We start from the raw sequence: 24,194 nt of genomic DNA on the forward strand, positions 1-24,194 counted from the left end.
TGGTGTTGGAATTCACTCATTCGCCTGTTCTCGTCGATGTTTTTTCATCGATCGCATTAGTAAGGCAAATGTAACCACGTCATCTCAAGGCCAACTTTGTCTCTGGCACCGTGAGTTATCACTGTGGACACAGTCTATCTACGCGCGTAGATAAATCAAGTGATAAAAGTGAAAATAATTAATTTATCTTCACTATAGCTCGGGATTAGAAAGCAAAAATGGCGTTAATTCATAACATTACAGCTCATTCAAACCAACAGCAGCGCATTAACCTCAAGGCAATTAACGAGCGTTGCTTATCATTAGCTGAGTTGTGGCTGATCCTTCATCGCGCTTTTTTTCGCACAAATCAGTTAAGCTTTAATGACAATTGCGAATTAATCTTAAAACCCTTTCGCCAGTGCGGTTCAGCTATCACCTGCATTACACTGGGTAAAAATCACACAGGGCGCCTATGACCATCATCCTCATGCGACACGGTAAACCTGACCATCCGGTCAGCGGGCGCTTTACTGCGCGAGCGCTGGCCGACTGGTGTGAAGGCTATGACCTGGCCGACATTTGCGACTCGCCGCCGCCACGCAGTATGGCCATCGCTCGAATGGCCCGCGTGATCGCCTCCAGCCCGCTACCCCGCGCGCGTTCATCGCTCACGCGTCTCGGCCTGCAACCGCATGAGGTGGATGAGGTTTTCAGTGAAGTGGCCATTCCGCTGCTGCCGTTCGAACGCCTGCACCTGCCGCTGACCGTTTGGCTCGCTCTTTTGCGACTGTTATGGTTATGCGGTTACGCCGGGCATGTGGAATCGTTGACTCATGCCCGAGCACGGGCGCGTCAGGCGGCAGATAAGTTGGTCACGTTATCAAAACAGGGAACGGTGTTACTGGTGGGGCACGGCATCATGAACAAAATGATCGCCCGGGAATTGCGTAAACGCGGCTGGCAGGCGGAAAAACATGCCAGCAGTCGCCACTGGAGCAGCGCGATTTACCATCGCCCGTTTATTTAACCCTGTTACGTCCAATCAAACGTCGCGATCAGGTGCCTGACGAACGTTGCCACAAGGAGATGCCCCGCCGTCAGTTCAACTGGAAGTAACTCAGCACCTCACAGCCTTTTCCGGCGTTCGGGGTCGCTACCACTTTCATTTGCAGCAAATCAATCACGCTCAATGTTCCATCGCCTTCATTGGCAATCAGCAGTGTTCGATTATCAGCACTAAAACAGCCATCCATCGGTTTGTTGCCGACCGGAACATCCCCCAACGGATTGAGTAAATCATCAAACAGTGTGATGAGCGGCTCCTGATCGCCAATTGCTACCAATCGCTCACCGTTGGCGCTAAAACGTACCACCTGGCAGGGCTGTTGATGGGCCGTGAGTTTAATGCGCTGGCGAATACGATGGCTTTGGCGATCGACCACATACAGTAACGGCGCGTCGGCCGCGCTAGCGACCAGATAAGGATGCTTCGGCGAGGCCGCGATACCGGAGATCGGCCCCGGCAGCAGAATGTTGTCAATGATGCGCCCTTCTGCCTCGCACAGATCCACCACCGTGATGCTGGCGTCTTCTTCGTTCTCTGTGAACAATTTACGCCCGCTGGGTGAGAGCGTCAGACGATGCGCATTGTGCGATGGCAGCTTAATCATTTTTTCCACCCTATCGGTAAAGGGATCGATGACTGCCACGGCCGCACTGTTTTCACAGCAGAGGTAGACTTTGCCATCGCGGCCCAATTGGCCACTGTGGGGCGACTGCAACGGAGATAAGTCGATAAAACCGCTGATCTGGCGTTTGCGTAGATCGATCACCGCCACTTTGTGACCGGGGTGGGGATTGTCTCCATGAATGCCATCACCATAGATCGGCACATAGGCTTTCTCTTGCTCAGGCAACATCAGTAGCTCATGCGGACGCGGCGGAAACGCATTCAGCTCCTGTTGCACGGCAAAGGTGTCGGGATCGAGAAACAGAACCCGATTCCCCTGCTTATCGACCGCCAGTAACCCACGGTTGTGTGGCTGCATAGTGCCTCCTTTGTGTTAACCACCTCGTCTAAGCGTAGTTAACCTGCATCAGGAAGGGGCAAATCCCTGCCAGGCCAGCGAAAAATGTAGCCGCTTTAAACCATTTGAATGCGGGGATTTTTTATCTAAGCCGCAGCCAGCGCCAAGGCCAAGTTATTTTATTAGGAATAGTCCTAATGATGATTAATTATAAAATCAGTCGGCCATTCAATTATTTCCGGGAAATTTTACCCTTAACGGATCCTTCATTTTCCGTTTTATCTGAAAGAAAAAAAAAGTCATAGCCTCTAAGGCCAGAATGCTTTATTAAGCTGATGTGCGTACTTTTTACACACAGCCGTGAGGAAACATAAGAGCGCATAAGCTGCCAGCATCAGGGAATCCTTGCCACCATAATCACAATAATCAGGTGCACCATGAATAAAAAACGTCTCCAGCCAGCGCTCGCGCTCTGGCAGAACTGGAAAAGAATCGCTTTTACCAGCCAGACATTACTGCAGAAAAAACAGCATACTGCGCTCTGCGCGCCGGAGTACGATCCTAGCGAAGAGGACAATATCGTGTTGTTTTCTGGCGAAAAGTCGCTGCCAGAAATACCGAAAAAAGTGTGGATGTATTGGGATAATGAATATTTACCGAAATCCATGATGTTAAATATTCAAAAGCTGCGCAAAGATAATCCTGATCACGATATCTATTTGCTCAATCGATTAACGGTAAAAGAAGTTTTACCTGATTTTATTTTCACCTCAACATTATTAAGCGAACAGCAAAAAAGCGAAGTCATTCGTCTGGAACTGCTGTTGCGCTACGGCGGTATTGCCATTGATTGCAGCACGCTGTTATTTGAAGATCTCTCATGGGTACATCGTGCTCATCAAGAGCGCTGCATGGATGTGATTGGTTATTATCGTGAAAACTCCACCGTCAATTATCTGGCGCCAGTGATTGAAAACTGGTTTCTGGCGGCGGCTCCGAATAACCCGTTTATTCGTGAATGGCAGAAGCAATACGCCCCCATCAAACATCTGGGTGAGCAGAATTATTTCAACGAGCTCAACAAGCGCGATGACTTTTCACTCCTGACTCAGAAAATTGATCAACCTCAGCAGCAGTTGGGTTCACTGGCACAACAGGCGGCGATGCGGGAATATCGTCGGGTGAATCTCTATCTGCGCAAATGTGAAGCCAACGCTTACTATTATCAGCGTTTGAGCGGCTGGAAAAGCGAGGCGTTTGCACATGCCATCCTGTTCAACCAGCGTCCTATGACGCCACCACCGGTGATTAAGCTCAGCGGTAACGAACAGATGCACCTCGACTTCAACCTGCGTTTAGGCAATTACAACCGCAGCAGCCTGCTGGGTGAGATGATGCAGCCGCATGCGGCGATGGCGTTGGCTTCACCCATCAACAAAGCGCGCGCGTAGCCAGTGGATAAAGGTGGTCACCGCCCGTGGCACCTGTGCCGCATACGGGCGCACCACCCACAGCCGATCGGCAAAAGCATCCACGGTTTGCCACTGCGGCAGAACCTGTTGCAACGTGCCTGCTGCCAGCGCCGCCGCGGCGCTGAAATCGGGCAGCATGGCAATGCCCAGCCCTTGCAACGCGGCATCGCGGATTGATTCGCTGTTATTGGTGGCAAAATTACCCTGAATTTTCACCTGCACGGATTCACTGCCGCCACTCACCGGGCGGAAACGCCATTGTGGCGATTCCAGACCACGCGGGTAGTAGAGGCAGTTATGTTGCTGCAACGATTCTGGCACCTGAGGCACACCGTTTTGCGCCAGATAAGCCGGCGAGGCCACTAACAGCGCGCGCGTCTCACACAGCGGCAACGCCACATGGGTTTCGGGCAATGTCTGGCTGTGGCGGATGGCGAGATCAAATCCTTCACTGCCTAACGACACTAAGCGATCGGTAACATCCAACTGCAGCCGCACCTGCGGATACTCTCGCAAAAAATCACCGATAATCGGCACCAGCTGCTGACGTGCAAACGCCACCGGCGCGCTGACACGCACCAGGCCGCGAACTGGCCCGGCCTCATCACGCACGCTGAAAAAGCTTTGGGCGATGCGCGCGAAAGGATCGCGCAACTCATCCACCAGCTTCTCGCCCGCCGAGGTCAGACGCACGCTGCGCGTGGTGCGCTGCACCAGTGACACCCCCGCCATCTCTTCCAACTCTTTAATCTTTTGGCTCATGGCCGCTTTGCTGACATCTAATCGTTCAGCTGCACGAGTAAAACTGCCCAGTTCAGCCAGCACCGTTAGCCAGTGCAAATGCACCCAGAGCGCATCAGTTTTGATTTCTTTCATATGGATTGTTCAAAATAATAAATAATCATTTCAACCAGCGCGCTTTTTCTTTCCTGCAGCAAGCGGCAGCATAAAGCCACATCCTACTCTTATCTTGTGAGCAAAAACGAGGGTTTATTTATGCCGTTACTGACTTTTGATGTGATTCAGGGCCGTTCTGAATCAGAAATTCGTACCTTGCTTGATGCCGCGCACCGCGCGGTATTAACCGCGTTCAAAGTACCCGCGCGGGATCGCTATCAGATTGTTCATGAGAATAAACGCTATCAAATGGTGTTTCAGGATACCGGACTGGGTTTCGAGCGGACCGATAACCTGGTGATGGTACGCGTGTACACCAGCCCAAGAAGCGAAGAACAGAAAACGCTATTCATGGCAGAGTTAGCGCGCGAGTTGCAGGAAAATTGTGGCGTGCAGGGCAACGATCTGATGATCAGTTTTATCACTAACAGCAAAGGCGACTGGAGCTTTGCCGACGGCGAAGCGCAGTATCTGACTGGCAAGCTCTGATCCCTCCTCGCCCCTCTCTGGCAGCGACGCGTGCGTTGCTGCCAGGTCAAACCATAGTCAATCTAAACCTGCCTTAAACGGATCGGAACCCGCCGCACAATTCTGTGTGGTTATGTTGCAGCACTGTGACAGCCCATATAAATTGACGCATAACCCCCAAAGAGGGCCGAGGGCGCAGGGATGGCGTCACTAATTTATGTGAGGATCAAACCTTGTCCGAGTTGGTTTCGGTTGTACTCTTTTTAGCGGCAATCGCCGTTTACTCCTGTAAAGCCGGGCGAAATAAATTCTGGTTTATCCTGATCTTAGTGCTGCTCACGCTGTTTATCGTGCTCAATGCCACGCTGTTTGCCAGCAACTATTTTACCGGCGATGGCATCACCGATGCGGTGCTGTATACCCTGACCAACAGCCTGACAGGTGCCGGCGTCAGTAAATATGTGGTGCCCGCCATTGGATTAATCATTGGCCTGTTTTTGCTGTTTTGCCTGCTTTCCTGGCTGCTACGCCGCCGTAGACGGCCGCATCATTTAGGCTGGAGTTTACTGGCTATCGCCTGCGCTGCAGGTTCGGTGCAAACCACACCTGCTTTTCGTCAGGTGAAAGATCTTATTGCCTCGCACTCACGTCTGGCCGACTCTGATTTCGATAACTATTATAAGACGCCCAATAAAACCATTCCCGAACCCAAACTTAACCTGGTGTACATCTACGGTGAGAGCCTTGAACGCACCTATTTTGATCAAGATGCTTTCCCCGGACTCGCGCCGGAACTGAGTCGCGAAAAAGACCAGAGCATCGATTTCAGTGAAACCGAACAGTTGCCAGGCACCGATTACACCATCGCGGGGATGGTAGCTTCGCAATGCGGTATTCCCCTGTTTGCGCCTTTTGATGGCAACGCCTCGGCCTCGCTTTCCAGCTTCTACCCACAGAATATTTGCCTCGGCGATATCCTGAAGAACTCCGGTTATGAAAACTGGTTTATTCAGGGCGCGGATTTACGCTTTGCGGGCAAGGACACCTTCCTGCTGTCACACGGCTTTTCGCCCGCACATATGTATGGTTCAGAAGAGTTAAAGAGCCGGGTTGCCGATCCTGGCTACCGCAACAACTGGGGTTTTTACGATGACACGGTGATGGACGAAGTGTTTGAGAAGTATGAAGAACTTTCACGTCAGCAAAAGCGGTTTGCCTTATTTACCCTGACGGTGGACACCCATCATCCTGACGGCTTTATCTCGCGCAGCTGTCAGCGTAAAAGTTACAGCTACGATGGAAAACCCAATCAATCCTTCAGCGCTGTGGCATGCTCACAAGAGCATGTCGCACGTTTGATTGCGCGTATCAAAGCGTCGCCATGGTTTAAAAACACCATCATCGTGGTCAGTTCGGATCATCTGGCCATGAATAACACTGCGCATCAGTATCTGATTAAGCAGCCGCGCCGCGATCTGTTTATGGTGATTCGTGGTGACGAGCCACAGGCGGAAGTGCTGGATGGTAAACGCAGCACCCTGGATAACGGTGCCACGGTGCTGGATATTCTGGGTGGTGATAAGGCAATTGGACTCGGCCGCAGCGGCCTCTCTTCAACATCTTTATCGGCTCAGTTTGAAGACATGGCGCAGAAGGTGACGGCATGGAAAGCCGATATCATTCAGCTGTGGAAATTCCCCAGTAAGATGGATGTCTTCACCATCGATCAGCCCAAAAACACCTTCAGCTTCTCGGGATCAACCTTCAAATTGCCGATTCTGTTCCGCGTCGGGCAGGATCGCGTCGAGCCACTGCCAGAAGGCGAATATTCTGCTCCACTGCGCTACCAGCTCGCGGACTTTACCGCCTCGGATAAATTCGTCTGGGTCGATCACTGCTTCAAGATGGGCCGCTTATGGCAGCCTGATTTGGCCCTCTCTACCGATCTCTGTGTCGCCATGGGCCAGATGGGCGCAAAACCGACGGTAACGCGCATCGATAAACCGCAGTGGAAGGGCAAAGCGCAATTCCCGAAAGTCGAGGTGAGTGCCGCGACTTATCAACTTAACGAGCAGCAGATTCGCGTGGAAGATAATGCGATTCGCTATAACGCCGACAGCTTCCTGCTGACGGTGCCTGGCGCCCCCACTGGCGTGAAAGGTTTCACCGGGATTTCACGGCCCGAGAGCTGGGGAAGATGGTCGAATGCCAATCTGGCACCGGAAGTGAACATCGAATATGTCGATCCGTTGCCCGCCCGTTTTGATCTAGTGATCACCGCACGCGCCTATGGCCCTAATGCGCATCGGCCCATCCCGGTGCGCGTCGGTGATGAGGAGCAGAGACTGAATCTCGGTGATGAATTCTCTACCACCACGCTGCACTTCAGTAACCCCAACGGCAGCCACAATTTGGTTATCGCACCGCCGGAGCCCCAGCCCTCCAACGATGGCAACATCACGGGCCAGGACCCGCGTAAATTGGGTATCGGTATGGTAGAGATAAAAATAATTCCACAGCCGTAACGCGAACTATTTCTTTCACAAACCAAGGCCTGCCTGTGCGCAGGCCTTTTTATTAGCCATTCACGTTACTCATTGTAAACATTGATTTTTTCCGAGGTAGCGCGCAAAATCCATATTGTCACATTGAGAAACTATCACCCTCTGGATACGCTTGCTTCTTCATGGAACGACACCAGAGGAAATAAGGATGATATTGACAATGCTTAACACTCATAAAGCCTATAAAGCCTTGCAGGACGCGGGCGTTGCGGACAAGCAGGCCGAAGTCATGGTGGATATTTTTGCTGACATGCAGCAAGAAAATGCCTTAACCAAATTCGACTTGTCGCAAGCAACGGAAATCTTAGTACGAGAACAAAGAGCGACTAATCAGCGCATTGATTCTCTTGAAGGGCGTGTCGACAAGTTCGAAACGGAGGTCAATCAGCGATTTGACAAAATCGATGCAAGGTTTGACAAAATCGATGTGAAATTTGAAAAGATCGATGAAAGATTCGACAAAATCGATGTGAAATTTGCAAAGATCGATGAAAGATTTGAAAAGATCGATGCAAAATTTGAAAAGATTGATGAAAGATTTGAAAAGATCGATGCAAAATTTGAAAAGATTGATGAAAGATTTGACAAAATCGATGCAAAATTTGAAAAGATTGATGAAAGATTTGAAAAGATCGATGCAAAATTTGAAAAAATAGATGAAAAGTTTGAAAAGATCGACCAGCGGTTTGAGAAAATCGATGAAAAACTCAGCCAGCACGATGCTAAATTTAACGAATTAGATCAACGCATGCAGATTGGTTTTACCGAGCTAAAACAAGACAATGTCTGGATGAGACGCATAATGTTCACTATCGCCACCACAATGATCGCGTTTACCACCAAATATCTGTTAAGCAACTGAGCCGGGTATCCCGCCCGGCTGTCAACATGCTATTAACGCTGCGCCTGCAACTTTGCGCGCTGCGTTCCATCCTCATTGAAATTGTCTGCTGCCAGCCAGCGCTCAAAGGCCTGTTTCAACTGCGGCCACTCTCCATCAATAATGGAGAACCAGCAGGTGTCACGGCTGCGGCCTTTGTACACGATTGCCTGACGAAAAGTGCCTTCAAATTGGAAACCTAACCGCAATGCTGCCTGGCGTGAAGGCTGGTTGCAGCTATCGCACTTCCATTCGTAGCGACGATAACCCAATTGCTCCAGTGCGTAGCGCATCAACAAATAGTGCGCTTCCGTTGCCATACGGGTTTGCTTGAGCAGCGGCGAAAAAGCCACATGCCCGATTTCGATTGAACCGTGCGTGGTATCGATGCGCATCAGCGCCAACGTTCCGACGGCACGCTGAGTCTGCAGGTCAATCACCGCGAAATGCATCGGATCGCGACCCTGCTCGATCTTGCTGGCATAGGCCAGATAAGCATCCTCATCGGTGAAAGGCTCAGCAAACATATAGGTCCAGTCACGCCCGTCGCTGGCCTGCGCATAGGCAGCATAGAGTTCGCGCCCATGGCGTTCAGCACTGAGTGGTTCCAGTCGGCAGTAGTGGCCGGTAAAGGTCTCATAAGCGGGCCAACTGCGCGATTGCCACTCTGGCAAAGGTGCGCCTACCGGTTGTCCGTACTGGTTAGTGTATTGCGTCATCGCTCAATTCCTTTGTCAGAGAATACCTGTTGCACAGCGTGCCAGTTCGCTGGCATGTTAAAAAGCACCACATTCAGTGAAATTTATGGATCCACGAAGAATCATAATGAATGAGAGTGAATTGCACAGCCTGCTACTGGCACCGTTACTTCCCGAGGGCGCACTTACGCTACAGCAGCAGCTATTGCAGCGTATTAAACAAGCCATTCTGACAGGCGCACTCTCCGCAGGAACGCCTTTGCCCTCAACACGTCAACTGGCTGCCGACCTTAAGGTGTCACGCAATACCGTAACCGGCGTCTGGGCACAGCTTCAGGCCGAAGGCTTTTTGATTAGCGATCGTCAGGGCAGCCGCATCAGTCCTTTCGCGCAACCGCCATCCTCCCCTAATCACGACGTCAGCGCCAGTGACCTTCTGTTACCGCCAAGAGTGGCGCAGCTTCGCTCCAACCACCGCCCCCTAAGCCAGGAGATGGCGCTGCGGCCCGGTGTTCCCGCGCTGGCACACTTCCCGCTGGCCCAGTGGCGACGAACGCTTAATCGCGTGATGCAGCATCAGCCACAGCAGCTCCTCGGCTACGGTGATCCGCTCGGCGAGCCTGCTCTGCGTGCCGCACTGGCCCAACATCTGGCACTGGCGCGCGGCGTCCGCTGCACACCGGAGCAAATCGTCATTACCGAAGGCGCGCAGCAGGCGCTGACGTTGTGCGTGTCTCTTCTAAGCCAGCGCGGCGACATAGGTTGGGTGGAAGAGCCGGGCTATCGCGGAGCAAAAGCCGCCATGCGCCTTGGGGATATGCGCGTTGAGCCTATTCAGGTGGATGCACAAGGCCTGGCTCCGCAAACCCGTGACTGGCAACAGCGCCCGCCGCGGCTGATCTACAACACCCCAACTCATCAATATCCTACAGGCGTGGTGATGAGCGCGCCTCGTCGTATGGCTCTTCTCGCCACAGCGCGCCAACATCAGTCATGGATTATAGAAGACGACTACGACAGTGATTTCCGTTACAGCGGCGAACCGATCGCTGCGATGCAAGGCATGATGCAGCCATCACCGGTGATTTATGTGGGATCGTTCAGTAAAACGCTGTTTCCGGCACTTCGCATTGGATTTATGGTGCTGCCGCCCCAGCTATTGGCCCTGTTACGTCCGGCCTTGCATGAGTTACTGCGCGGGGGAAATCGCCCCGAACAGCAAGCGCTGGCCCAGTTTATTCACAGCGGGGACTACAGCCGTCATCTGAGCAAAATGCGTCGCCTCTATCGGCAGCGTCAAACCAGCTTGCGCGAAGCACTGTTGCTAACCCTGGGGACGCAGACGTCGTTGCTGGGCGGCGAGTGCGGCATGCATCTGGTATTGCGCCTGGCTGATACACAACAAGATACAGAAGTGGTGGAGAGGCTGATGGCCAGCGGCTATGCGCCCGGTGCACTGTCGGGGTTTTATCTGGGAGAGGAAAAGCAACAAGGGTTGGTGCTCGGGTATGGCAACAGCAGTACCAGTCAAATCATTGCCGGCGTCGCGCGCATCGCGCAATGCCTGGACGTGAAGTAGCGGCGGCCTGATAGCCGCCGCGACAAAGGATTAACCTTTGAAGAAGATATCGCCTGATTTACCCATCACAATCTTGCCGCTGTCGTCGGTGATCAGGATGTAGTTGGCATTGATATAAGCCCAGTGTGTACCAGGCTGCGGTGCTGGCAGGTGGCGTGGCTGCCACTCCACAATGGTGTACTGCTTTTTACGATACTCATCGGGTACCACATCACCGACTTTGTACTCTTTGTAGTCGATAATGATGGTATTCAGATCGTAATTATTTTGCCCGGCAGGGGCATCTTGCATCCCGTTCTGCGATGGGCGAATCGGTGCCACATCGCCGCTGGATTCCGCGGGTTCATTGCTGGCCGGGGCATCCACTGCCGGAGCCTGAGTTTGTGCGTCGGGTGCGGTCTGCTGCACCTGAGGTGGCGGTGGTACGTTATCCGTTTGCTCGCCTTCAGCCAGTGCGGCTGGAGTCAGGCTCAAAGCGCCCAGAAAAATTCCTGCAGAAAGAAGGGTGACGTGTGTCCTGCGCATTGGTGATTTCCACTCTGGTTAATTTTTAACTGTCCAATTTACTGACAAGTGCAGCACGCACAAGGTTCCCCCGGCGCGTTTTGCGCGTCAAATTTCGCTGCACAGCATACCTCAGCAAAAGCGACTTTTGGCGCACTAAAATTGCAAGCAACCATGTTCGCTACTCTGCCTGATTCTTCTGTGCCAGATCCATCAACAGAGCAATACCCAGATAGTTGCTCCAGTTAAAGGCATTTTGTAGCACCACAATCGCATTGCCATTTTGTTTATCAAAACCGATAAAGCTGGAGTAGCCGCCAATATAGCCCACCTGATAGGTGATTTTTTGCTGACCGTAGGTGTCCGTGACCCAGGCAATATTTTGAGACTGGTTGCCATGCTGCTCATAGCCTTGATTAACCTGAGCAAAAGCGGCGTTGATGGGTGCGCTGGCGTCATTGTGCAGATGCGCATCCAGATAGCGGATTAAATCACGTGCGTTGCTATACAAACTGGCGGCGGCCACCATGTTATTGCTGAATGCCCAATCCGGCGTCAACTCACCACGCGGAATCAGCTTTGGCTGGTCGCCCGCATGGCCCAGCGCACGCATCGGATAGCCACGCAGGCTTTGTGGTTTGAAGCTGCTGCTGGTCATGCCCAGGGGTTGGAACAGATTGTGTTGCGCCAGGCTTTCGATGCCCTGATGCAGACGATGCTTCAGAATATAGCCGAGCAGCGCATATCCCAGATTGGAATACTGCGCCGCGGGTTTTGCTGGTGCTTCAAAATCAGCCAGATAGCTCAGCACTGCATCGCTATCGAGGTTGCCGTAAAAATTCTCACCGCTGCGCAGATACGCCATGAATTTCATAAACATCGGCAAATCCATATCCTGACGCGGCAGGCCAGAGGTGTGCGTGACCAGTTGCAGTAGCGTAATGCGTTTTGCATCTTCACTGAGCGGCACTTCCGGCGGCATCAGCGTAGCAAGCGTATCGTTCCAGCGCAGCTCGCCGCGATCTACCAGCTCAATGATCACCTCCGCCGTTATACCTTTGCTGAGCGATCCAAGCGCAAACAACGTATCGGGTGTGATCGGATAACGCTGTACCGCATCAGTTACGCCAAAACTATAAAACTGCGCAGGCTGGCGCTGATGGATAATCGCAATGCTGATGCCCGACACCTGCTTCTGCTGCATGTAGTGCCGCACGATGTCATCGACGTTTTCATTGAAGGTCGCATGGGAGAGATAGACTTTATCGCCGACCGGCGCAGAAGTTTGTGACAGCGTGCCACAGGCGCTCAATAGCAAACTGAAGCACAACAGCAGCGATCGCGGAATGATGCAGCGCATCACCGATTATTCCTGGTGAAAGTTTTCATAGCAATTGATTTATAAGATATTTTTTATTTTTAGCAAAACGTGCGATGGGTGTTTGTGGCGAAATATAACACAGAAGAGGTGAATCGCCACCTGCCAGAAACAGGTGGCGAGGCGGGATTATGGGTTGACCGGAATCACCGAACCTTGATAGTGCTGGTTGATAAATTCAGCAGTTTGCTTTGACTCCAGATCTTTGGCTAATTCGAGAATACGCGGATCATGGGCCAGTTTTGGCGTCGTCACCAGCACGTTCGCATACGGATTATCTTTTGCCTGCTCCAGCGCCAGCGCATCTTTCGATGGCACTAACCCCGCCTGCAACGCGTAGTTACCGTTAATGATCGCCAGTTGCGCATCATCCAGTGCACGCGGCAGCTGTGGCGCTTCGATTTCAATGATCTTGAGGTGATGCGGATTGTCACTGATATCCGCCGTTGTCACCAGCGAACTGGCGTTGCTGCCCTTGAGTTTTATCAAACCGCTATCCTGCAGCAGATACAGCGCACGGCTGAGATTGGTGACATTATTGGGCACCGCGACCTGCGCGCCATCAGGCAGATCTTTCAGGGATTTAACTTTATGCGAGTAAATACCCAACGGCTCAATATGCACCGTCGCCACCACTGCTAATTTCTCCCCCAACGCTTTTTCTTGATCGCGCAAATAAGGCACATGCTGGAAGTAGTTTGCATCCACATCGCCGCGCGCTAACAGTTCATTGGCGTTGAGATTGCCGTTGAGCTCAATCACCTTCAGGTCGAGCTTTTTATCGGTTTGTTTGATGTGGTTGAGGATTTCGCTGTGCGGCACCGGATCGGCCGCCACGCGCAATGCGGCTGCCGAAGCATATGTGCTGAATACTGAGAGCAGTGCCAGGGTTGCTATCACCTTTTTAGTCATGTGCTTTCCTTACTTTTATTATGATTGAACAAGTGTTCTGGGCGTCGGCGTAGTAACGCGCTGCCACGTCGCGATGCGATCTCAAACGCCCTTTGAGATAGTTCCAGCCCACTTCACGCAGCAAGGGATTGGTGGGATCGCTGGTCGGCCCGTGCGCTTCTGCCGCGAGCGGCGCGGGTAATTGATATTTACGCTGCCACTGGCGTTCCATTCCAGCCAATACTGTTGCGCAATATGTTATGGCGAATGATTTTTAGGAAAGCTTCAGCAATCGATATGCAAAAAGCGGTAAATCCGTGCCGCTTCCCGCTATAATCGCGCCGTCAAAACTTTGCCTACCCGCACCGCACAGGAGATGCCGTATGAACCAAGGCCCGTTAACCGAGAAAGAACTGAACTGGCTGGAAGATATGCTGGAGAAATACGGCAATGAACAGTCGGTGGTGGATACTTCCGAGCTGGATGGCATGCTGACGGCTCTGGTCTCCGGCCCGAACGATATCGAACCGAGCGAGTGGCTGGTGGCGATGTGGGGTGACAAGAAGCACATTCCAAAATGGTCCAACGAGCGTGAAATGGATCGCTTTATGGCGCTGATTTTCCAGCACTTTAACGACATTGCCGAACGTCTGGCGGAGTTCCCGGATCAGTTTGATCCGCTGTTTGGCATGCAGGAGATGGAAGGTCAGGAGTTCACCGTAGTGGAAGACTGGTGTTATGGCTATCTGCGCGGCGTGGCGTTAGATCAAGATTGGGATCAACTGCCAGAGAGCCTGCAACCGGCGATGGCCGCCATCACGCTGCATGGCAGTGATGCGGAATTGGCAAAGCGTGAAGCGTTCTCGCCAGAAGAGTTCGAGGCCAGCATTGACGCCATCCGCCCAGCGGCGCTGGAACTGCATGAATACTGGCAGGAACAGCGCATGGCGCAGCCCGATCCCGAACCCCAACTGCCGCACTTCGCGGGCGAGAAAACCGGCCGTAACGATCCCTGCCCGTGCGGCAGCGGCAAAAAGTACAAACAGTGTTGCGGTAAATAACGCCACATCACCGTAAGAGGGCGCCAGGTCGCGCCCTCTCCTCAATCTACTTTCAATGCTGCAACTTCACTGAACCCAACTTAGGTCGTGTACGGCCATGAGGCCCACGTGCTGGCTTTTCGCAAAATCTCCCAACGCATTAAGAGGCGGGCTTCACCGCAGTGACCAGGGTCGGCAATTGCCATGCACCGCCAGCGCGAATCGCACGACACATGCCGGTGGTAGCATCACTGCTCTGCACGAAATCTTTGCCATCCCATACCCAGGCCGCTGTACTCCAGCAGTCGCCAATGCCGCGCCCTTTCTGTGCCTCGGAAATCATGCCTTCGCTGTAATCTGAACCGGAATCGGTGATCAGTTGAGGTTTACCCTGCAACGCACGATCCATTAGCCAATAGCCATAGCCTTCGTTATAGGCACCGCGCCAGCACAGCGCGGCAATCAGCACATGTGTGTCATCCACTGGCGTTAACGTGAGCGGCTCAGCGCCCTCTTCAGGTTGATCATCCGTAGGGTCCAGATTATCGCAGCTGTCGTCATCGGTCAGCGAAGCAATCAGCTTCGGCTTGAGCAACGCCAGTTCATCCGCACTCAACGGACGAGGCGCGGCTTTCTCAACTTTGACCTGCTGAATCACCGGCATTGCGACCGCCGCTGGAACACTGTTTTCAGGCTTATTGCCCTTGCGCACCAGCGCGCCAGGCGTACTCAGACGACCCTGTGCATCGTCCATCTTCAGCAGCGTGGCAAAGGCACCATTGCTGGAAAGCTCGAACGGCTCTTCGCCGCCGCGAAACTCCACTTTGCTACTGCTTTTGATGGCATTAATCAGCGCCAGCGTTTGCGCATCGGTCAGCGTCCACTCATCGTTCTCGGCTTTGGTGACCTCGCCCTGCGCGTGATCATCAATCCACAGCGCCAGTGCATCCACTTGCTTGGAGTCATCATCGCCAGTATCGGCCAGCACTACGCGTCCATGGGTCGGTGCATTGGGCCCGCCCTCACGTGTGAGCAGGACTGAACCACCCGCGCCCTCTTCAGCGCTGTAACCCGCAGCGCGGCAGGTTAAGGTATTGTCGCAGGCGAGTTCCCAGTCTTTATGGCTGAAGGAGACGCCATCTTCATCTGCCAGTAATGGCGCGCTCAAACTGGTGAGCAGCGCGAACGCCAGCAGCAATCGGGTTTTCATGCCATCACTCCATAACGGTAAAGGTGGCTAGTGTGATGATTTTTTAGTGCGCGGGAGAAGTGAATTTTTTGCGCTGATAGGTTTTCCATGATCCTGCGTGATAATGACGCCACACCAGTGAATCGGATGCCCCGCAAGAAAATAAAACTCACTATTTCCTCTTTTTTTAATAGATTTTTTTAATAAGTGAACGGCAACTGGCGCGCTGATATTAGAGCAGAAAAGGAGTCTGAAGTGGCATGACCGCTGGGTTGATGGAAACATCGGCGTTAACGTTTCACGTAATGAGCCACATTGGCTTGAGTGGAACGCGTTATTTGGTCAGGTATTGAACGACTCAAAGCTTGCGCACATACTCTCATCACATTCATTGAACGCCCGATGCCTTATGACAATTGCCAATATTAATCCTGCCATGCTCAGTTGGTCCCGCGAACGGGCAGGTTTTACCCTGGATAAATTGGCACAAAAGTGCGGCATCAGCCTGGAACGTCTACAGGAATGGGAAAGTGGCCAGCAACCCTTAACATTCAATCAGGCAATGGCGTTTGCTGGCAAAGTACATGTTCCCTTTGGCTACCTTTTCCTGCCCCATCCTCCCGAAGAACAACTGCCCATCCCAGACTTGCGCACAATTGGCAGCAAAGGGCCACTGCGCCCAAGTGCTGAATTGATCGACCTGCTGAAAGTTATGCTGATGCGCCAGGAATGGTACAGAGAGTACTTACAGCAACAGTTAATTGCGGCACCCAATATTAGTGGGCGTTTTACCGTCGGCAGTTCAGCTAACGCGATAGTTGAGGATATGCGCCACAAGCTTAATCTACCGGCGCACCCAACACGCGGTACCTGGGAGAGCTATTACAATGAATTGATAAAGCGTATCGAAGATCTCGGTATTCTGGTAATGCGAGCGCCTTATCTCAATCATCATACGCGTCCTTTCAACGTGGATGAGTTTAGAGGATTCGCCATTGCGGATGATTTTGCTCCCATTATTTTCATAAATCATGCAGATACACCCGGCGCTCGACTATTTACGTTAATTCATGAGCTTGGTCATATCTGGATTGGACAATCCGGTGTTTCTGATGGAGGCACATCAACTCACAGACAGGAAGAAATCCTGTGCAATGCCGTTGCTGCCGAATTCCTGGTTCCGGCGAGTGAATTCCTCTCTTTATGGAATACCTATAAGGAAAACTGGCGCGAAAATCTTGCCCCGCTGGAAGGGCACTTTCATGTCAGTTGTTGGGTCATCGCCCGCAGAGCTTTGACACTTCAGTTGATTTCCCATGAGGATTATCAGCAATTTATCCAAGAGCAGAAACTTGCCCATCAACAGCGCAGTAAAAATGATAGCGGCGGTCCCAGTTATTTCAGAACGAAGAAGGCACAAATAAGCCCCTCTTTTTCTCGTGCTGTCTTAAGCCAGGCACTGAGTGGTCAAATGTTATTACGTGAAGCCAGCGATTTGCTGGATGGTATGCAGCCTTCCAGGCTATCAAAATTTGCAGAGGAGATGGGGCTTTGAAATATTTGCTGGATGCAAACACTTATATCATGGCGAAAAACTTTTATTACGGAATGGATATTTGCCCCGGCTATTGGGAATGGCTGGATAGACAGTTTGCATTCAACATTGTCGGCAGCGTAGACATGATCGCCCGCGAATTACGAGACGGAAATGATGAGCTATCAGACTGGGTAAAAGCGAGGCCTGCACATTTCATTGCTAATGATGATCATGATACCCAGCTGATTTTTCAGCAAATAGTGGAAGGTGTAATGAAAGCCGATTTCAATCCAGGGTCACGCGATTTATTTCTGGCAAAAGCTGACCCATGGATCATCGCAAAAAGTAAAAGCATCGGGGCTACCGTTATCACGCATGAACTTCCTCTGCCTGCCAACGCACGCAAAGTGAAAGTGCCCAATATCTGCCGCCAATTTGGTGTTCCTTGCATGACCATATTTGAGTTTTTAAGAAAGCTCAACGCGCGTTTCGTGCTGGAACGGCACGATTAATAACCGCAACTGCACGTGAAGTGATCGCGCGGCGTTGGTATTACTCATACAGCCAACGCCCTGCTTTGGCGGATTCAATCAGCATACCCAGGGTAAAGTCCGGCACCACAGGAACTTCGCGCTTATTGAAGGGATTCAGGATCTGCGCCAGTGACGGTTCGTCCGGATAGTAGGTATCAATCATAAATCCGCCGCGATCCACCTCGAATTCGCTGAAGAACTCATCCATTAATGCCTGCGCTTCTTCGCGCTCGAAGTTAAGATCGGTATCGATATCGATCTGTGGCGTCAGCGTTTTTTGTTTAAACAGATAGACGCCGTCGTAGCGACGCACTAATTCGTAGATACGCTGGTCGATTTCGTCGGTCATGATCCACCTCCTGTTAAACGAGCGGCTATTCTGCCATGCAATCTCATCCGCCTGGTAGCGTAAAAGATAGCGCGGTGCCGCTACGCTAATGCATCGGTCACAGCATCCATGGCATCCAACTCTTCACGGCTTAACAGTTTCTCAATATTCACCAAAATCATCATACGATTATCCACCACACCCAGACCCAACAAATAACGGCTGGAAAGCGCTGCCGAGACATCTGGCGTGGGTTTGATCTGCTCGTGATCCAGTGACAGCACGTCCACCACGCCATCCACTACAATACCGACAATGCGGTCGCTGAGATTCAGCACAATCACGACGGTGTTCTCATTCTGGTGAACCACCTGGAGGCTGAACCGCACGCGCAAATCTACAATCGGCACGATGACACCGCGCAGGTTGGTCACACCCGTGAGAAAGTCCGGCGCATTGGGCACGCGCGTCGCCCGGTCGCAGCCACGGATCTCCTGCACTTTGAGAATATCGATGCCGTACTCTTCATCGCCGAGACGAAAAATCAGATACTCCTGCGCTGCCGTATCACTCTGAAGCGCTTTCGATAATGTCATGCTGCTACCTCCTGTTGGCTGACACGCAGACGGTCAGCGTTTTCCTGTGGATGCGCTAAGGTTGCCAGCTCAACCACATCCAGAATCAGCGCCACGCTGCCATCACCGAGAATGGTGGCAGCAGACACGCCGGTCACTTTGCGATAGTTTTGTTCGAGGTTTTTCACTACCACCTGCTGCTGGCCAATCAGCTGATCGACCCACAGCGCGTAGCGGCAGCCGGCGCTCTGCACAATCACCACGATGCCGTTATCACTCGGGGCTTGCCCGCTCACTGAAAAACGCTGACGCAACATCACCAGCGGCAAATACTCGCCGCGTACCTGCAGCAAACGTTCGTCACCCACATAGCGGTACAGCATCTCCTCCTGCGGCATTAGCGATTCCATCACCGCACCCAGCGGCAACACATAAATCTCCTCGGCCACTCTGACCAGCATGCCGTCGAGGATCGCCAGCGTCAGCGGCAACAGGATGCGCACCGTGGTACCCTTTCCCTGCCGCGATTGCACCTCCACATGGCCGCCCATCGCCAGAATATTTCGCCGCACCACATCCATACCCACGCCGCGCCCGGAGACATCGGTGACACTTTCTGCGGTGGAGAATCCGGCGGCGAAGATGAGCATCCACACTTCGTCATCGCTGAGCGTGTCGCTAATGCTCATGCCCTGCGAGCGCGCTTTGGCGAGAATTTTTTCCCTGTTCAAGCCCGCGCCATCATCCGTTACTTCGATCACGATATTGCCGCCGTGATGTTCAGCGGAGAGCGTCAGATTGCCGGTGCCCGGTTTGCCCTGGGCAATGCGCTGTGCTTTGGCTTCAATGCCGTGGTCGAGACTATTGCGCACCAGGTGAGTCAGCGGATCGATAATGCGTTCAATCAGGCTTTTATCCAGCTCGGCGGAACCGCCTTTCAGCGTCAGCTCAATCTCTTTGTCGAGACGCGAACCGAGATCGTGCACCAGACGAGGAAAACGGCTAAAAACGTAGTCCATCGGCATCATACGAATCGACATCACCGACTCTTGCAGTTCACGCGTGTTGCGCTCCATTTGCGCCACGCAGTTGAGCAACGCGTCATGATTGGCGTTATCCAATGTTTGGGTGAGCTGAGACAGCATTGCCTGGGTGATGATCAGCTCGCCGACCTGATTAATGATTTGATCGACTTTGCTAACGGCAACACGAATGCTGCTGGATTCCTGGCTGGCCGCACGCGGCGCGGTAGAAGGCGTGGGTGCCGGGGGTATAGACGTGGCCGTAGAAGTGGCTGGCACCGGAGCTGTAGAAGTGCCCGGGGACGCGGTTGGCGCCGGAGCAGTAAGCGGCACCGTAGATGTCGGCGCAGAAGGTGCAGCCAATACGGAAGCCGTGGGCTCGGGTTCCGCAGTCAATATGGGGGCGGCAGGTATGGCGACCACCGGTTCAATAGCGATCTGCGTGTCATTCAGCACAAAACCAAGCACCGCACGAATATCGTCGGCTGGCGTAGCGGTGGCGAGCACCACTTTCAGGCTTTTCGACGTCTGCTCCTGGTGGCGCAGCGATCCGAGGTTTTCCAGCTCTTGTCTGAGCAGCGTTTGTTCGCCTTCTTCGATATCACTCAGCGTAATGCATAATTCAGCTTCAGCGGCATCACCTGCTACCGCAGCTGGCTCGGCAGCCTCAAGCGCAATCTGCCGCAGGGCTTCGCAGATGTATTGAAAGCGCGCCTCATCGGGCGGCTGAGACGCGCGGTACGCGGCAAGCTGGTTTTGCATGATGTCTTTGCTCTCCAGCAACAGCTGAACCGTTGCCCGGTTAAGCCTGCGTTCACCGCTGCGCGCCTCATCCAGCAGGTTTTCCAGCAGATGGGTGGTTTTCTGCAGAGCATCAAAACCAAAGGTACCCGCCCCGCCCTTCAGCGAGTGCGCAGCGCGAAAGATGGCATTAAGTTGCTCAATATCGGGCGCGGCAATATCCAGCTGCAACAGGTGCAGTTCCATCTCTGCCAGCAGCTCTTCTGCTTCACTGAAAAATATCTGCGAAAAATCATTCAATTCCATCGGAGTGTCCTTCAACAGGCTGAATGGAAGCATCCTGCAATAGGGCATCAGGATGCTGCGCGAGGGTGTTTTCCATCTGAATCTCCTGCTCTTTCATGTGGCTGAGAACAAGAATACTGATGCGGCGATTACGTGGATCGTCTGGCGTGCTCTCTTCCAGCGGCATACGGCTGGCGGTGCCAATCACCCGCAGAAAACGTTCATCCGCCAATCCGCCATGGGTTAGCACGCGTCGCGTGGCGTTGGAACGTCCCGCTGACAGTTCCCAGTTGCTGTATCCACTGACACCGCCCGCGTAGGGCAGCGAATCAGTGTGGCCGGTCAGACTGATCGCATTTGGTAACTCGTTGAGCAGCGGCACCAACGCCTCAAGAATGCCCAACATATAGGGTTCTGGCTGTTCGCTGCCCAGCTTGAACATCGGGCGCTGCTGCGAATCGGTAATCTGAATCAGCAGACCATCCTGCGTCAGCGTCAGCAGCAGATTGGACTGGAAGTTATTCAGTCGGGGATCGGTGGCAATCATCTGCTGCAGTTTCTGTTTTGCCCGCTTCAGGCTCTCCATCTGGCGCTTCAACGCATCCAGCCTGCTTTTATAGACTTCGCCCTGCTGTTTAATCAGATCGTCACCGCCGCCGGGAATGACGCTGTCGCTGAGGCTGGCTTTGTTGCCCTGCGCCAGCGTGGTTTTTAACGGGGTGCGAAAGTAATCGGCAATCATTTCGCGTTGCTGCGCGGTGGACTGCGACAGTAGCCACATCACTAAAAAGAACGCCATCATCGCGGTGATGAAATCGGCATAAGCGATTTTCCACGTCCCCCCATGATGCGCATGTTTATGCTTTTTACGGCGGCGAACGATGATGACCGGGCTGCCGTCCTTCATGCGCTGGCGTCCGACGGCTTCATTTTGCTGGCGTTCGATTTCACGCTACGCACGTGCTCTTCCAGCTCTTCAAAGGAGGGGCGTTCGCTGGTGAAGATGGTTTTGCGACCAAATTCCACCGCAATCTGCGGCGCATAGCCATTTAGGCTGGAGAGCAGCGTGACTTTGATGCACTGCAAAATTTTGACCTGATCGCTGCCCTTCTGTCGTAACAATGTGGCGAGCGGCAATACAAAACCGTACGCCAGCAGGATGCCAAGGAAGGTACCCACCATGGCGTGAGCGATCAGCACGCCCAGCTCGGAGGCCGGGCGATCGGCGGCGGCCAGCGCATTCACCACCCCCATCACCGCCGCTACGATTCCGAAAGCGGGAAAGCCATCACCCAGCGTGTTCATGCTGTTGGCCGGCACTTCCAGCTCCTCTTCGCAGGTTTCAATCTCTTCATCCATCAGCGCTTCGATTTCATGCGCATTCATGCTGCCGGCGATCATCAGGCGAAAATAATCCAGCACGAAATTTTTTAACTTTATGGTGATCACCAAAGGTGCGGGACGTATCGCTGAAGTCGGCGCGCGTTTCACACTGGATGGCATGCCCGGTAAACAGATGGCGATCGACGCCGATCTTAACGCCGGTTTGATCGGCGAAGACGAAGCCAAGCGCCGTCGCAAAGAGGTGACGCAGGAAGCGGACTTTTACGGCTCAATGGACGGTGCCAGTAAATTTGTGCGCGGCGATGCGATTGCCGGACTGATGATCATGGCGATCAACATTATTGGCGGCTTGATCATCGGCGTGATGCAGCATGACATGACCATGGGCGTGGCGGGTGAGACTTACACGCTGTTGACCATTGGCGATGGCCTGGTGGCACAGATTCCAGGGCTGGTGATCTCCACCGCAGCGGGCGTGGTCGTCACGCGCGTGGTCAACGATCAGGATGTGGGCGAGCAGATGGTGGGCCAGCTGTTTACCTCTCCGCGCGTGCTGACGCTAGCCGCCGTGGTGATTGGCTTGCTCGGGTTGATTCCCGGCATGCCGTACATCGTTTTCCTGCTGTTTACCGCCCTGTTGCTCGGATTAGCCTGGTGGCTGCGCGGCCGCGCCCTGCAGCAACCGGCAGCCGGTGCTTCGCCCGTGACGCGGGCAGAGAGCGAGGCTGCGCAGGTCAACGAAGCGAGCTGGGCTGATGTTCAGCTGGAAGATGAGCTTGGACTGGAAGTCGGTTATCGCCTGATCCCGATGGTCGATCATGAGCAGCAAGGCCAGTTGCCGACGCGCGTGCGCGGTATCCGCAAAAAATTCGCCCAGCAGATGGGCTTCTTACCCCCTGCAGTGCATATCCGTGACAACCTTGATTTGCCGCCAACTCGCTATCGCATTTTGCTCAAAGGCGTTGAGATCGGCCACGGCGAGATCCAGCCCGACCGCTGGATGGCGATCGATCCCGGCTGCGCCGAAGGTGAGATTCCCGGCACGCCGTGCATCGAGCCCACCTTTGGATTGCCCGCGTTATGGATCGACGAGGTGCAGCGCGAACTGGCGCAAACGCTGGGCTATACCGTGGTCGACCCGAGTTCCGTGGTCGCCACCCATCTTAATCATCTGATCTCGACCCATACCGAAGAGCTATTTGGCCGTCAGGAAGCGCAGCAGTTGCTGGACCAGCTCAGCAAACATGCCCCGAAACTGGTGGAGGATCTGATCCCCGCGGTCATCAGCCTGACCTTGCTGCACAAGGTGTTGCAGAACCTGTTGGCAGAGCGCGTGCCGATCCGCGATATGCGCACCATTATCGACACGCTGGCGGAGTTTGCCACGGCCAGCAGCGATGCCGATGAACTTACTGCCCGCGTGCGAGCACGTCTGGCGCGCGCCATTACACAGCAGTGGTTCCACGGCGAGGAGGACATTCAGGTCATTGGGCTGGATGTGTCACTGGAACAACTGCTGGTACAGGCCACGCAAAGCGGCAGCGCCATTGAGCCGGGCATTGCCGAGAGCCTGATGAAGCAGACCGAACAAGCGCTGATGCATCAGGAAGGATTAGGTGCGCCGCCGGTGCTGCTGGTGAATCCGGCGCTGCGCCTGATGCTGTCGCGCTATCTGCGCCGCATGTTCCCGCAGATGGCGGTGCTCTCCAGTCAGGAGATCAGTAGCCAGCGCAACGTGCGGATGACGTGGCTGATTGGGGGGAAAAGCTGATGCGGAGCGGGATGTGGGTTGGGCTGCTATTATTCTCGCCGCTGGCGCTGGCTGCGGAAGGGTCATGGAGCAGCCAGAGCTTTGGCGGCGTGATCACTCAGGGTAAACAAGTGTTTAAAAGCCGTCCGGTACAACCCGCCGTACCGCTTCCTGCGGGCGCGATGGCCAGGCATCTGGCATGGCGCATCGCCGTCGATGGGCCCGTACCAATGGGGTTTCAGGTGCAGGTCTGCGGTGGCGGTCGCTGCGTGAGGCTGCCGGGATTGCGCGGAGAGATGGCACTGCCGCACGGCTTTTCGGCTGGCGGACCGTTGTGGTTTGAGTATTTTTCAGCGGTGCGCGGCACGATAGCGCCAGCGGTAACGGTGTTAAGTAATCAGGTGACGGTGGGGTATTGGGTGCGGTGAAATCGATGCTAACTGTCTGAGTAAAATCATTTAAATCATCTGAGATATTACTGTTTAAGACTCATGCCCTCCATCACAAATT

Annotated in this window: 21 protein-coding genes and 3 pseudogenes; 11 read left to right on the plus strand and 13 right to left on the minus strand. The window is 53.5% G+C overall.

The window, feature by feature from the left end; all coding sequences use genetic code 11:
* Nucleotides 1-454: 454 nt before the first annotated feature.
* Entirely contained in the window at nt 455-1,009 is a 555-nt protein-coding gene (locus F3J37_RS22360) for a histidine phosphatase family protein (RefSeq protein WP_058959398.1), read from the plus strand.
* Nucleotides 1,010-1,079: 70 nt separating this feature from the next.
* On the opposite strand, the gene F3J37_RS22365 is transcribed toward F3J37_RS22360, so the two are convergent.
* A complete protein-coding gene (locus F3J37_RS22365) occupies nt 1,080-2,030 on the minus strand; it encodes a YncE family protein (RefSeq protein ID WP_166935921.1) in 951 nt (316 codons plus the stop codon).
* Between the two features lie 416 nt (nt 2,031-2,446).
* Here F3J37_RS22365 and F3J37_RS22370 point away from each other — a divergent pair, with 416 nt between their 5' ends.
* The gene (locus F3J37_RS22370; protein ID WP_034826283.1) at nt 2,447-3,460 is read left to right on the plus strand and encodes a glycosyltransferase family 32 protein; all 1,014 of its coding nucleotides are present in this window, start codon (nt 2,447-2,449) and stop codon (nt 3,458-3,460) included.
* Here F3J37_RS22370 and F3J37_RS22375 read toward each other — a convergent pair.
* Nucleotides 3,434-4,357, minus strand: coding sequence for a LysR family transcriptional regulator (locus tag F3J37_RS22375; RefSeq protein WP_045832974.1), 924 nt, complete (start codon nt 4,355-4,357; stop codon nt 3,434-3,436). The genes F3J37_RS22370 and F3J37_RS22375 overlap by 27 nt on opposite strands.
* Before the next feature lie 120 nt (nt 4,358-4,477).
* Between F3J37_RS22375 and F3J37_RS22380 the strand changes: the two genes are divergently transcribed.
* The 3 genes from F3J37_RS22380 to F3J37_RS22390 all read left to right on the plus strand — a co-directional run bounded on the left by F3J37_RS22380 (nt 4,478) and on the right by F3J37_RS22390 (nt 8,272).
* Complete coding sequence (locus F3J37_RS22380; protein WP_034826287.1) at nt 4,478-4,867, plus strand: tautomerase family protein; 390 nt, start codon at nt 4,478-4,480, stop codon at nt 4,865-4,867.
* Between the two features lie 212 nt (nt 4,868-5,079).
* Complete coding sequence (opgB, locus tag F3J37_RS22385; RefSeq protein WP_166935923.1) at nt 5,080-7,371, plus strand: phosphatidylglycerol--membrane-oligosaccharide glycerophosphotransferase; 2,292 nt, start codon at nt 5,080-5,082, stop codon at nt 7,369-7,371.
* A 199-nt stretch (nt 7,372-7,570) separates the two neighbouring features.
* Nucleotides 7,571-8,272: a hypothetical protein gene (locus F3J37_RS22390; RefSeq protein WP_166935925.1), complete on the plus strand. Its 702-nt coding sequence runs from the start codon at nt 7,571-7,573 to the stop codon at nt 8,270-8,272.
* A 32-nt stretch (nt 8,273-8,304) separates the two neighbouring features.
* On the opposite strand, the gene F3J37_RS22395 is transcribed toward F3J37_RS22390, so the two are convergent.
* A complete protein-coding gene (locus tag F3J37_RS22395; RefSeq protein ID WP_166935927.1) occupies nt 8,305-9,009 on the minus strand; it encodes a GNAT family N-acetyltransferase in 705 nt (234 codons plus the stop codon).
* Nucleotides 9,010-9,115: 106 nt separating this feature from the next.
* Between F3J37_RS22395 and pdxR the strand changes: the two genes are divergently transcribed.
* A complete protein-coding gene (gene pdxR, locus F3J37_RS22400) occupies nt 9,116-10,567 on the plus strand; it encodes a MocR-like pyridoxine biosynthesis transcription factor PdxR (RefSeq protein ID WP_166935929.1) in 1,452 nt (483 codons plus the stop codon).
* Nucleotides 10,568-10,597: 30 nt separating this feature from the next.
* Here pdxR and F3J37_RS22405 read toward each other — a convergent pair whose 3' ends face one another.
* From F3J37_RS22405 to F3J37_RS22420, 4 genes and pseudogenes are all read right to left on the minus strand, one after another.
* Entirely contained in the window at nt 10,598-11,092 is a 495-nt protein-coding gene (locus F3J37_RS22405) for an RcnB family protein (RefSeq protein ID WP_034826295.1), read from the minus strand.
* A 160-nt stretch (nt 11,093-11,252) separates the two neighbouring features.
* Nucleotides 11,253-12,431, minus strand: a complete 1,179-nt coding sequence (locus F3J37_RS22410) for a serine hydrolase domain-containing protein (RefSeq protein WP_205299025.1) — start codon at nt 12,429-12,431, stop codon at nt 11,253-11,255.
* 147 nt (nt 12,432-12,578) lie between these two features.
* Complete coding sequence (locus F3J37_RS22415) at nt 12,579-13,361, minus strand: MetQ/NlpA family ABC transporter substrate-binding protein (RefSeq protein ID WP_166935931.1); 783 nt, start codon at nt 13,359-13,361, stop codon at nt 12,579-12,581.
* A pseudogene (locus F3J37_RS22420) lies at nt 13,354-13,548 on the minus strand (hypothetical protein); the annotation flags it as partial. The gene F3J37_RS22415 and the pseudogene F3J37_RS22420, both read right to left, overlap by 8 nt.
* A 175-nt stretch (nt 13,549-13,723) precedes the next feature.
* Between F3J37_RS22420 and F3J37_RS22425 the strand changes: the two are divergent.
* On the plus strand, nt 13,724-14,401 hold the full coding sequence (locus F3J37_RS22425; RefSeq protein ID WP_166935933.1) for a YecA/YgfB family protein: 678 nt from the start codon (nt 13,724-13,726) through the stop codon (nt 14,399-14,401).
* Between the two features lie 139 nt (nt 14,402-14,540).
* Here F3J37_RS22425 and F3J37_RS22430 read toward each other — a convergent pair whose 3' ends face one another.
* Nucleotides 14,541-15,590, minus strand: coding sequence for a DUF1176 domain-containing protein (locus tag F3J37_RS22430; protein WP_166935935.1), 1,050 nt, complete (start codon nt 15,588-15,590; stop codon nt 14,541-14,543).
* A 388-nt stretch (nt 15,591-15,978) separates the two neighbouring features.
* Between F3J37_RS22430 and F3J37_RS22435 the strand changes: the two genes are divergently transcribed.
* Nucleotides 15,979-17,124, plus strand: a complete 1,146-nt coding sequence (locus tag F3J37_RS22435; protein WP_160833957.1) for a helix-turn-helix domain-containing protein — start codon at nt 15,979-15,981, stop codon at nt 17,122-17,124.
* The gene (locus F3J37_RS22440) at nt 17,121-17,618 is read left to right on the plus strand and encodes a DUF4411 family protein (RefSeq protein ID WP_166935937.1); all 498 of its coding nucleotides are present in this window, start codon (nt 17,121-17,123) and stop codon (nt 17,616-17,618) included. The genes F3J37_RS22435 and F3J37_RS22440 overlap by 4 nt, the downstream gene beginning before the upstream one ends.
* Before the next feature lie 40 nt (nt 17,619-17,658).
* On the opposite strand, the gene F3J37_RS22445 is transcribed toward F3J37_RS22440, so the two are convergent.
* The 5 genes and pseudogenes from F3J37_RS22445 to F3J37_RS22465 all read right to left on the minus strand — a co-directional run.
* Nucleotides 17,659-17,988: a DUF1493 family protein gene (locus F3J37_RS22445; RefSeq protein ID WP_160868531.1), complete on the minus strand. Its 330-nt coding sequence runs from the start codon at nt 17,986-17,988 to the stop codon at nt 17,659-17,661.
* An 80-nt stretch (nt 17,989-18,068) separates the two neighbouring features.
* Nucleotides 18,069-18,563 carry a chemotaxis protein CheW gene (locus F3J37_RS22450; protein ID WP_034826310.1) on the minus strand — a complete coding sequence of 165 codons (495 nt, stop codon included), beginning with the start codon at nt 18,561-18,563 and terminating at the stop codon, nt 18,069-18,071.
* Entirely contained in the window at nt 18,560-20,611 is a 2,052-nt protein-coding gene (cheA, locus tag F3J37_RS22455; RefSeq protein WP_166935939.1) for a chemotaxis protein CheA, read from the minus strand. Before cheA ends, F3J37_RS22450 begins: the two co-directional genes overlap by 4 nt.
* Nucleotides 20,598-21,497 carry a flagellar motor protein MotB gene (gene motB / locus F3J37_RS22460; RefSeq protein ID WP_166935941.1) on the minus strand — a complete coding sequence of 300 codons (900 nt, stop codon included), beginning with the start codon at nt 21,495-21,497 and terminating at the stop codon, nt 20,598-20,600. Before motB ends, cheA begins: the two co-directional genes overlap by 14 nt.
* Nucleotides 21,494-22,024, minus strand: a pseudogene (locus tag F3J37_RS22465) (MotA/TolQ/ExbB proton channel family protein); the annotation flags it as partial. The gene motB and the pseudogene F3J37_RS22465, both read right to left, overlap by 4 nt.
* Between F3J37_RS22465 and F3J37_RS22470 the strand changes: the two are divergent.
* Together F3J37_RS22470 and F3J37_RS22475 are read left to right on the plus strand one after the other, a co-directional pair.
* A pseudogene (locus F3J37_RS22470) lies at nt 22,023-23,705 on the plus strand (flagellar biosynthesis protein FlhA); the annotation flags it as partial. The pseudogenes F3J37_RS22465 and F3J37_RS22470 overlap by 2 nt on opposite strands.
* Nucleotides 23,705-24,112, plus strand: coding sequence for a flagellar protein FlhE (locus tag F3J37_RS22475; RefSeq protein ID WP_166935943.1), 408 nt, complete (start codon nt 23,705-23,707; stop codon nt 24,110-24,112). The pseudogene F3J37_RS22470 and the gene F3J37_RS22475, both read left to right, overlap by 1 nt.
* The last annotated feature ends 82 nt before the right edge of the window (nt 24,113-24,194 follow it).

Origin of the sequence: Candidatus Pantoea communis (genome assembly GCF_011752685.1) — a bacterium.
In the GTDB taxonomy this organism is placed as follows: Bacteria; Pseudomonadota; Gammaproteobacteria; order Enterobacterales; family Enterobacteriaceae; genus Pantoea; species Pantoea communis.

Coding starts and splice junctions, on each gene's coding strand:
- F3J37_RS22360 (WP_058959398.1), top strand. CDS start 455: ATGACCATCATCCTCATGCGACACGGTAAACCTGACCATCCGGTCAGC.
- F3J37_RS22365 (WP_166935921.1), bottom strand. CDS start 2,030: ATGCAGCCACACAACCGTGGGTTACTGGCGGTCGATAAGCAGGGGAAT.
- F3J37_RS22370 (WP_034826283.1), top strand. CDS start 2,447: ATGAATAAAAAACGTCTCCAGCCAGCGCTCGCGCTCTGGCAGAACTGG.
- F3J37_RS22375 (WP_045832974.1), bottom strand. CDS start 4,357: ATGAAAGAAATCAAAACTGATGCGCTCTGGGTGCATTTGCACTGGCTA.
- F3J37_RS22380 (WP_034826287.1), top strand. CDS start 4,478: ATGCCGTTACTGACTTTTGATGTGATTCAGGGCCGTTCTGAATCAGAA.
- F3J37_RS22390 (WP_166935925.1), top strand. CDS start 7,571: ATGCTTAACACTCATAAAGCCTATAAAGCCTTGCAGGACGCGGGCGTT.
- F3J37_RS22395 (WP_166935927.1), bottom strand. CDS start 9,009: ATGACGCAATACACTAACCAGTACGGACAACCGGTAGGCGCACCTTTG.
- pdxR (WP_166935929.1), top strand. CDS start 9,116: ATGAATGAGAGTGAATTGCACAGCCTGCTACTGGCACCGTTACTTCCC.
- F3J37_RS22405 (WP_034826295.1), bottom strand. CDS start 11,092: ATGCGCAGGACACACGTCACCCTTCTTTCTGCAGGAATTTTTCTGGGC.
- F3J37_RS22410 (WP_205299025.1), bottom strand. CDS start 12,431: ATGCGCTGCATCATTCCGCGATCGCTGCTGTTGTGCTTCAGTTTGCTA.
- F3J37_RS22415 (WP_166935931.1), bottom strand. CDS start 13,361: ATGACTAAAAAGGTGATAGCAACCCTGGCACTGCTCTCAGTATTCAGC.
- F3J37_RS22425 (WP_166935933.1), top strand. CDS start 13,724: ATGAACCAAGGCCCGTTAACCGAGAAAGAACTGAACTGGCTGGAAGAT.
- F3J37_RS22430 (WP_166935935.1), bottom strand. CDS start 15,590: ATGAAAACCCGATTGCTGCTGGCGTTCGCGCTGCTCACCAGTTTGAGC.
- F3J37_RS22435 (WP_160833957.1), top strand. CDS start 15,979: ATGACAATTGCCAATATTAATCCTGCCATGCTCAGTTGGTCCCGCGAA.
- F3J37_RS22445 (WP_160868531.1), bottom strand. CDS start 17,988: ATGACCGACGAAATCGACCAGCGTATCTACGAATTAGTGCGTCGCTAC.
- F3J37_RS22450 (WP_034826310.1), bottom strand. CDS start 18,563: ATGACATTATCGAAAGCGCTTCAGAGTGATACGGCAGCGCAGGAGTAT.
- cheA (WP_166935939.1), bottom strand. CDS start 20,611: ATGGAATTGAATGATTTTTCGCAGATATTTTTCAGTGAAGCAGAAGAG.
- motB (WP_166935941.1), bottom strand. CDS start 21,497: ATGAAGGACGGCAGCCCGGTCATCATCGTTCGCCGCCGTAAAAAGCAT.
- F3J37_RS22475 (WP_166935943.1), top strand. CDS start 23,705: ATGCGGAGCGGGATGTGGGTTGGGCTGCTATTATTCTCGCCGCTGGCG.